The organism is Novosphingobium naphthalenivorans NBRC 102051 (genome assembly GCF_001590985.1).
Classification (GTDB): Bacteria; Pseudomonadota; Alphaproteobacteria; order Sphingomonadales; family Sphingomonadaceae; genus Novosphingobium; species Novosphingobium naphthalenivorans.
In genome coordinates this window covers 1-7,910 of record NZ_BCTX01000127.1, presented here as the reverse complement: position 1 = coordinate 7,910, position 7,910 = coordinate 1, and the positions used below count along the sequence as shown (strand labels likewise).

6 protein-coding genes are annotated in these 7,910 nt (G+C 65.9%); 4 read left to right on the top strand and 2 right to left on the bottom strand.

The window, feature by feature from the left end; genetic code table 11:
• Positions 1-23: 23 nt before the first annotated feature.
• Positions 24-2,273, bottom strand: coding sequence for a putative bifunctional diguanylate cyclase/phosphodiesterase (locus NN5_RS27225; RefSeq protein WP_281190466.1), 2,250 nt, complete (start codon positions 2,271-2,273; stop codon positions 24-26).
• A 96-nt stretch (positions 2,274-2,369) separates the two neighbouring features.
• Positions 2,370-3,248 carry an ABC transporter permease gene (locus tag NN5_RS23210; protein ID WP_084385129.1) on the bottom strand — a complete coding sequence of 293 codons (879 nt, stop codon included), beginning with the start codon at positions 3,246-3,248 and terminating at the stop codon, positions 2,370-2,372.
• Between the two features lie 93 nt (positions 3,249-3,341).
• Between NN5_RS23210 and NN5_RS23205 the strand changes: the two genes are divergently transcribed.
• The 4 genes from NN5_RS23205 to NN5_RS23190 all read left to right on the top strand — a co-directional run bounded on the left by NN5_RS23205 (position 3,342) and on the right by NN5_RS23190 (position 7,910).
• Positions 3,342-4,040, top strand: coding sequence for a GcrA family cell cycle regulator (locus tag NN5_RS23205; RefSeq protein ID WP_067738869.1), 699 nt, complete (start codon positions 3,342-3,344; stop codon positions 4,038-4,040).
• Positions 4,041-4,060: 20 nt separating this feature from the next.
• A complete protein-coding gene (locus tag NN5_RS23200) occupies positions 4,061-4,807 on the top strand; it encodes a peptidylprolyl isomerase (protein ID WP_067738871.1) in 747 nt (248 codons plus the stop codon).
• Positions 4,808-5,069: 262 nt separating this feature from the next.
• On the top strand, positions 5,070-6,197 hold the full coding sequence (locus NN5_RS23195; RefSeq protein WP_245656673.1) for a GGDEF domain-containing protein: 1,128 nt from the start codon (positions 5,070-5,072) through the stop codon (positions 6,195-6,197).
• 432 nt (positions 6,198-6,629) lie between these two features.
• Positions 6,630-7,910: a sensor domain-containing diguanylate cyclase gene (locus tag NN5_RS23190; RefSeq protein ID WP_067738864.1), complete on the top strand. Its 1,281-nt coding sequence runs from the start codon at positions 6,630-6,632 to the stop codon at positions 7,908-7,910.

Sequence of the window (7,910 nt, the reverse complement as noted above, 5' to 3'; positions counted from 1 at the left end):
CTGAATGTCGATTGGTCCTAGCCCTAGATCGCTGCTGCCGGGTGATTGCCGTCGTGCTGCGGCGGCAGGATGTATTGCTTTTCCGCCAGCATCTGCGTGACCTGATCGGCCGGCATCGGGCGCGCGAGCAGGTAGCCCTGCACTTCATCACAGCCGACTTGGCTCAGGAAAGCGTATTGCGCGCTGTCCTCGACCCCTTCGGCGGTCAGATGCACACCCTTTGCACTCGCCAGCCCGACGATGGCCTCGACCAGCGCGGCGCCGGACGCGGTGTGCACAGCCTGGACGAACGAACGGTCGATCTTGATCCGGTCCACCGCAATGTCGCGGATATGGCTGAGCGAGGAATAGCCGGTGCCGAAGTCGTCGAGCGCGCAGGCAATCCCGAGCGCACGCAAGTCCTTCAGCGAGGCGGCGACTTCGCTGGATGCCGCCATCAGCGCGGTTTCCGTGATCTCGATCTCGAGCCGTTCGGGCGCCAGCCCGGTCTCGGCGAGAATGGCGCGCACGGTATCGGCGAACTTGCGGTTGCGGACCTGGATCGGAGAGACGTTGACGGCAACCCGCAAGTCCGGCCAGGCGCCCGCATCCAGCGCGGCGCGGCGCAGCACCCATGCGCCCAGCATCTCGATCAGCCCGGTCTCCTCGGCCGCGGGAATGAAGGCCTCGGGCGTGATCAGGCCGTTTTCCGGGTGCTGCCAGCGCAGCAGCGCCTCCACCCCCGTCATTTCCCCGGTGCGGGCAGAAAAGACCGGCTGGTAGTACAATCGCAACTGGGCATCGCAATCGGCCAGAGCCTGACGCAATTCGCGTTCCGTCGTCTCGCGCGTGCGCACGGCCTCGTCCATGCCGGAACTGAACAGCACGTAGCGGCTGCGCCCCTCCGCCTTGGCCTGATAGAGCGCGATATCCGCCCGGCGGGTCAGTTCGGTGCGGTCGAGGCCATCGTCGGGCGTGATCGCCACGCCGATGCTCGCGCCGATATAGGCCTGCGACCCCGAGACGTTGAACGGCTGTTCCAGTTGCCCGACAATCCGCAGGCAGATCCGGTCGATCACCGCGCGATCCTCCGGCTCGCGAATCAGGATCGCGAACTCGTCGCCGCCCAGCCGTGCGACCACATCGTAGCGGCGCACTTCGGCCACCAGGCGCCGCGCCACCTGACGGATCAGCGCATCGCCGGCAGGATGCCCGAGCGTGTCGTTGACCTGCTTGAACCGGTCGAGATCGATATAGAGCAGCGCCAGCATCGTTCCGTGCCGCCGCGCGTGCGACAGCGCCTCGTCGAACCGGCCCTCGAACATGGCGCGGTTGCCCAGCCCGGTCAGACCGTCATGCGTGGCCTGATGGTGGGCCAGCAGGCGGCTTTCCTCCAGATCGGAGTTCCGTTTGGCAAGGCGGCTGGCCAGCACGTAGATGGCCGCAGTGGAGAGCAGCAGCACCAGCACCAGCGTGGGGCCGACGATCTCCGTCACCTGGCTGCCCGGCGCGAAAGGCTCCCACACCAGATAGCCGATCGTGCGCCCGCCATGGGTGCGCAGCGGGATCGAGGATTCGCGCGGGTTCAGGCTGGGAGCGATCTGGTAGCGCACATTAGCCAGGCCATACTGGCTGCCGATGCGGGCGAAAAAGTCGTCGTCCAGATACACGATGCTGATGTGCACCGCCTCGTGCCCCTCCTCCTCCACGACGGCGTCGGTGTCCGGCATCACCGGCTTGACGCTGATGATGGCCGGCCGGCCGCGCAGGACCGTGAAATCCTCCTGACCGGGCGAGAGCATCGTACCCTCGCCGGCCGCAAGGCGGGAAACCTCGCGCGTGCGGCGCAGCCGGGCCACCATGGGCGCTGCCACATCCTCTACTGCGATATAGGATTCGGGCACAGCCCGCTTGCCCTCGCGCATGGCGTAGAGCGGCTCGTCCGAAGGGGAGAGGATATAGACTTCGTCGAAACCGGCGTAGCCGTAAAACCAGGTGCCGATATTCCTGTCGATCCAGCGAAAATCGAGCGGCCGCTGGCGCAGCGCCAGCACTGCGGCATCCCAGACGGTCGCCGCTTCCTGGGCATGGGCGATGCGCTCCACGCTCTGTTCGAGTACCAGCGAACCGATCGCGCGATCGCGCTCCAGCGCGATCCGGTCGACCTCCCGGTCCGACCAGATCAGCACCGCGACGATGATCGCGGCGATGCCCAAAGCGGCCAGCACGATATGCGGCGTGAAATTCGCCGCCGTGGATTCGCCGCCCGCATTCCTGATTCGAAGGAAAGACACGCGGAATCCCTAGGGCTCAGAGGGATTATTTTGTGTTAACGCGCAGCACGGCTTTACGGGGCTGGCGCATCTCCCGGCACCAGCCGAAAAGAGGGCTCAGCTCTTGAGTTTCCAGCCCGAACGCAGGACCAGATAGACGGTCAGGGCGAAAAGCACATTCACCGCGCCCAGCCCCAGCGCGCCGTGCAGCACGGCCTGATTGGTATCGCCGATATCGCTCGCGCCCAGGAAACCGAAGCGGAAGCCCGAAATCACATAGAAGAACGGATTGGCCCGGCTGATCGCCTGGAACGCGGGCGCCAGATTGTCGATCACGTAAAACGTGCCCGACAGCAGCGAGAGCGGCGCAATCACGAAATTGGTGATCGCCGCGTTATGGTCGAACTTTTCCGCCCAGATCGAGGTGAGGAAGCCCAGCAGCGCAAGGAAAATCGCGCCCATCAGGCCGAACCACACGACCGCCCAGGGATGCGCGACCGACAGGTTCACACCCGGCCACAGCAGCATCGCGCCGGCCAGCACCAGTCCCACCAGCACGGCGCGCGTCACCGCGGCGCCGATCATCGCCAGCATCAGTTCGCCTTCGCTGAGCGGCGGCATCAGGAAATCGATGATGGTTCCCTGGATCTTGCCCGCCAGCAGCGAGAAGCTGGAATTGGCAAAGGCATTCTGCATCATGCCCATGACAATCAGTCCCGGCGCCACGAAAGTCGCGAAGTTGACGCCGAGCACTTCCCGCCCGCCGCGCCCCAGCGCAACCGTGAAGATCACCAGAAACAGCATGGTCGTGATCGCCGGAGCCCAGATCGTCTGGGTCTGCACCTTGAAGAAGCGCTTCACCTCCTTCATATAGAGCGTCTTGAGCCCCTCCCAGTTGACCTGGTGGATCAGGGGCTCGCCCTTTGCCGGAAACCGGCGAGGCTGCGCTAGCGCGGTGGGCGTCAGCAGTTCGGTCGAATTCGTTTGATCGGCCATGGACCGGCGACTATCGGCTGCGGCCTTGCGAGGCAAGCGGGCATCGCGAATTTCGGGGTGATTCTTTAGCCCCGGCAGGAAAATGGAACGGGAATGAGCTGGACTGACGAGCGGATCGAGAAGCTGACCAAGATGTGGGAGGGCGGGGCCACCGCCAGCCAGATCGCGGAAGAGCTTGGCGGCGTGAGCCGCAACGCGGTGATCGGCAAGGCGCACCGCCTTGGCCTCAAGGCACGCCCGTCCCCGGTCAAGGCCAACGAGAAACCCGCGCGCCCGGCGGCCCCCAAGAAGGCCAAGCCGGCGCCCGAGGCACCAGCGCCGCGCGCGGCCGAGCCCGCGCCGGCTCCGGAACGCAAGCCCGCGCCCGCTCCGGCGGCCCCCGCTCCGCGTGCTGCCGAGCCCGCTCCGTCCGCCGCGGCTGCAGCGCCCGCGGACGAAGCGCCTGCGAAGCCGCAGCCCCGGATCATTTCGGTCGGCCCCGGCGGCTTCCTGCGTCAGGGCCCCGGCGACCAGCAGGCGCCGATCCCGCCGGCCCCGCCGCGCCGCCTGGTTCCGGCCAAGCCGAGCCCGGAGATTGCCGACAAGACCAGCCTGCTCGACCTCAACGACCGCATCTGCCGCTGGCCGATGGGCCACCCCGGCGAGCCGGACTTCCACTTCTGCGGCGAGAAGGTGAACCCCGGGTTCCCCTATTGCGTCGAGCACTGCGGCCGGGCCTATCAGGCGCAGCTGCCGCGCGGCGCGCGCCGTCCTCCTCCGCCCCTGCCCTTCGGCGGCCCGCGCGTCCGCTGAAACGGTCCGGAGCGATGACGATGCGCGGCGCAGGACGGCATGGCTGGCGGGCTTTCGGCTTCGCCGCCGCTCTGGCCTGCACCGCCCCGCCGCTGACCGCGCAGGACATGGCTCCGGCCGAAGCTCCGGCTCCGGCTCCGGCTCCCGAGCCGGTCGAACATGTCTATGTCGCGCTGACCACCAGCGCGGGCGTCATCACGCTCGATCTCGACAAGACCCACGCCCCGCTCACCACGGCGAACTTCCTCAAATACGTGGACAGCAAGCGGATGGACGGGGCCGTGTTCTACCGCGCCATGCACCTGGGCTACAGCGAAGAGCCCGCCGGGCTGCTGCAGGGCGGCGTGCGCGACGGGGCCAAGCTGCTGCCGCCGGTCGCACATGAATCCACGAACCAGACCGGCATCCTGCACAAGGCCGGAACGATCTCTATGGCGCGCTTCGCCCCCGGCACGGCGACCGCCGATTTCATGATCCTGATCTCCGACATGCCCGCGCTCGATGCCGAAAAGGGCAATACCGGCCAGGACCCCGGCGCGGGCTTTGCCGCCTTCGGTCACGTCGCGAGCGGCATGGACGTGGTGCGCGCGATCTGGAACATGCCGCGATCGGCCACCAAGGGCGAAGGCGTGATGAAGGGCGATATCCTCGAAAACGAAGTCAGGATCGCAAGCGCCCGCCGCGTGGCCGCGCCGCCTCCTGCCCTAACGCCTGCTCCGGCCCCTGTTCCGGCCCCCGCTCCGGCCCCCGCACCGCAGGGCCAGTAACGGCACCGCGCCCGCCGTGCTGCGAATCGCGGCAGGCCAGGCAGCGGCACCGGTTCCCCAGCGAAGTGTAAACCGGCCGGGCCGGATATTTACGATGTTCTTGAACCGTCTCCGGATGTCTTTGAAAAGACAATGGTAATCAACTGACCTAATTCGGCCTGTAAAACACGATTTATGTGACGCCCAATCTTAAAACCGGGGCGCCGCCGCCGTTAACCGTAACATGACGGCACACGATCCCAGCATGACCCGGGGAGGCATAATGCGTTGGCTCGGCTTCGGCGGGGGCAAACCCGAAGCGCTTGGCGAGGGCGCCCAGCCGGTTCTACCGGCAGAGGCAGCCGCCATGGCGCAGGTTCACGATAGTGCCGAACAGGGAAACAGAAGGCATCAGCAGCTGGAAAGCCTTGCGGCCATCTCCGAATTCCTCATCACGCACGATCTTCCGGTCAATCCCTTCACGCTCGAAGTGGCGCACGACATCGTCACCGGCACCAAGCCGAGGCTGGCCGCGATCGCGGCCGCCCGCGTGACCGAAGGCCTGCCTTTGACGCTGGACTGGCTGGAAGAGATCATGCGCGAGGAAGCCACGGACGGCGGTGCCGCGCAGATCCACGCGCTGATCGTGCGCCTCGAAAAGACGATCGAGGCGTTCGCGACAACCGCCTGCGTCGCACACACGGCCACGACCGACTACAACAACGCCCTGGAAGCGCATGTCGGCGATCTGGAAACGATCGACACCAGCGGCAACGTCATCGAACAGATCACGGCGCTGGCCCATCACATGCTGGATCGCACGCGCGAAGTGGCCCGCGAACTGAGCCGCTCGGAGCGCGAGACGCGCACTTTGCAGAAGCAGCTCGCCGATGCCCGCGCCGACGCCGAGATCGATCACCTGACCGGCCTGCCCAACCGCCGCGCGTTCGAGGCCCGCTACAATCAGGACTACACCGCCACCCGCGACAACGGCGAGCCGCTGTGCGTCGCCTTTTGCGACATCGACGAATTCAAGCGCATCAACGACAAGCATGGCCACGAAGCCGGCGACCGGGTGCTGCGCACCGTAGCGCAATCGCTCGCGACGATGACGGACGAAACCTGCCACGTCGCCCGACACGGCGGCGAGGAATTCGTCGTCCTGCTGCGCAACAAGATGATCGAGGAAGCCTGGGCCCTCATCGACGAGGCCCGCGAGGCGATTGCCGCCCGCAGGCTCATCAACCGCTCGACCGACGTGCCGTTCGGTCAGATCACGCTCTCCGCCGGTGTCGCCGACGTCCATGCCTTCCCGGACGCCCGCGAAGCCCTGCGCGCAGCGGACAATGCCCTGCTCCAGGCCAAGGAAGCGGGCCGCAACGTCGTGCTCAAGGCCAATCCGCCCGAATGATGGCGCGTGGCCCGCTCTCCCGGATGGCCGGGAGAGAGGCCAGCCGGCGCGCACCTGAGCCGGACATGCAATCTTTGTTAGGCCCCGCCTTCGGAGCAGGGCATTGTCCGCGCGTGCTAGCAGCCGCCCGAAGAGCCCAGCCCGATGCGAATGGATTTTGCGGCCGAAGACGGATTTCCGGGCTCTGCGTTGGCTAACTTTTTCTTTCACACAACTGCACGCTGCATGACCGGCCTGTAAAAATCAGCAAACGCCCGCCCTCGGCCTCACGCGATTACAGAAATGTAATTACCGTTTAAAACCGATATTTACTGAATAGATAATGAGAATAATGCGCCACAATACAGGCGCCTCCGGTGAAATGCGTAACTAATTACGTTCCATTAACTTCTTTCAACTAACCTGCACAGCCATCGCAAAGGATGGAAAGCGGTGGGTGAAGAGGAAATCCTGACTCCCGGCAATTGGCAGAGCCCGGGCATCCGGCATGCGCTGCATGCCGTCATGGTCCTGAATGCTGCGGCTGCCGCGGCTTCGATGCTCCTTTCCGGACGCGGCGCCTATATCGCCGGGGGCGTGACCTTTGCCGGCTCGCTCCTCATTCTTGCCGCCGCAATGATCGCCGGCCGCCACGCCATGGCTGAAATGAAGCAGCACATTCGCCTGTTCGACCGGGCACGCGAGAGCGGCCGCCAGATCGAAGAGCTGTTCTCGATGACCGACATGCTGCAGGCAGCCGACGATCACGATGATGCCGGCGCGGTCCTGATGGCGACGGCCCGGCGGCTCCTCCCCGGCTTCGCGGGCGGTCTCTATGTCTTCAACAATTCGCGCGACCGGCTGGATCTTGCCAAGTCCTGGAGCGCAAAGGGCGATTTTGAACCGGCCTCCACGATCCTCCCGAGCAATTGCTGGGCGCTCAAGCGGGGCAAGCCGCATATCAACGACACCCGCACCAATACCCTGTGCTGTATGCATCCGATCGGCTCGGCGGCTTCCGTCGAGATCCCGATGATGGCCCGGGGGCAGGTCTTCGGCCTGCTGGTGCTCGCCTGCGATGACGAAGACGCCTTCGACAAGCTCATGGGCATCCGCCGCGTGGGCCGGGCTCTGGCCGATTCCATGTCGCTGGCGCTTTCGAACATCGCCCTGCGCGAGAAGCTGCGCACCCAGTCGCTGCGCGATCCGCTGACCGGGCTCTACAACCGCCGCTTCATGGAAGATTCGCTCGAACGCTATATCAGCCTGGGCGAACGCACCGGCGGCGCGACCTCGGTGCTGATGATCGACCTCGACAACTTCAAGCACGTCAACGACGAGTTCGGCCATGCCAAGGGCGATGCGGTTCTGCGCGATGTTGCCGGGCAACTGGTAGGCGCGCTTCGTCCGTCCGACGTGGTTGCCCGTTATGGCGGCGAGGAACTCGTCGTGATCCTGCCCGATTGCGGGATCGAGGACGCGGCCGCCAAGGCCGAAATGCTGCGGATGCGCATAGAAAGCCTATCCGAAATACACGGCGCCCCGGTCAGCGCATCGTTCGGCGTGGCCTGCGTGCCCGATACGGCGGGCAACACCGTCGACGTCGTGCCCAGCGCCGACGCCGCGCTCTACGCGGCCAAGCAGGCGGGCAAGAACCGCGTCGTCGCGGCCAGCAGGCGCATCCCCCGCGAGGAGCCCCCCGCGTCGGGACCGCGCCTGGCCGCCAACGCCTAG

What these genes read in the sequence shown, in the direction of transcription:
- NN5_RS23210 (WP_084385129.1), bottom strand. Translation starts at nt 3,248, where the DNA reads ATGGCCGATCAAACGAATTCGACCGAACTGCTGACGCCCACCGCGCTA.
- NN5_RS23205 (WP_067738869.1), top strand. Translation starts at nt 3,342, where the DNA reads ATGAGCTGGACTGACGAGCGGATCGAGAAGCTGACCAAGATGTGGGAG.
- NN5_RS23200 (WP_067738871.1), top strand. Translation starts at nt 4,061, where the DNA reads ATGCGCGGCGCAGGACGGCATGGCTGGCGGGCTTTCGGCTTCGCCGCC.
- NN5_RS23195 (WP_245656673.1), top strand. Translation starts at nt 5,070, where the DNA reads ATGCGTTGGCTCGGCTTCGGCGGGGGCAAACCCGAAGCGCTTGGCGAG.